The following is a 371-nucleotide window of genomic DNA, read 5'->3' as shown; positions in this document are numbered from 1 at the left end:
GCCAGCGAATTGCTGAAGCTGATCGCCAATGCCAACCGCCTGGCGATCGTCTGCTATCTCATGGAGACGGAAGCCCCGGTCTCGGCGATGGAGGACGAACTCGGTATCCGCCAGCCGACGCTTTCCCAGCAATTGAGCGAGCTTCGCGAGGCCGGTGTGATCGAAGGACGCCGCGACGGCAAGGCAATCGTCTATCGCGTCATCGATCCGCGCGTCGAGACGATCGTGCAAACTCTGCGGGACATGTTCTCTGGCCTCGACGATGTCACCGGGCGCTTCGGAATGACGAAGCTGCCGGTCGACGAAATGATGTTCGATTGAACCTGGCATGATCGACCTCTATACCTGGATCACGCCGAACGGATTGAAGG

Annotated in this window: 1 protein-coding gene; it reads left to right on the top strand. The window is 59.6% G+C overall.

Annotated features, from left to right (window positions below):
- Positions 1-321: ArsR/SmtB family transcription factor (locus tag AF337_RS32705; RefSeq protein ID WP_063844355.1), on the top strand; the 321-nt coding region annotated here is incomplete at its 5' end.
- Positions 322-371: the final 50 nt, after the last annotated feature.

Origin of the sequence: Rhizobium ecuadorense (assembly GCF_001187535.1) — a bacterium.
Classification (GTDB): domain Bacteria; phylum Pseudomonadota; class Alphaproteobacteria; order Rhizobiales; family Rhizobiaceae; genus Rhizobium; species Rhizobium ecuadorense.
This window is presented reverse-complemented; position numbering and strand designations above follow the sequence as displayed.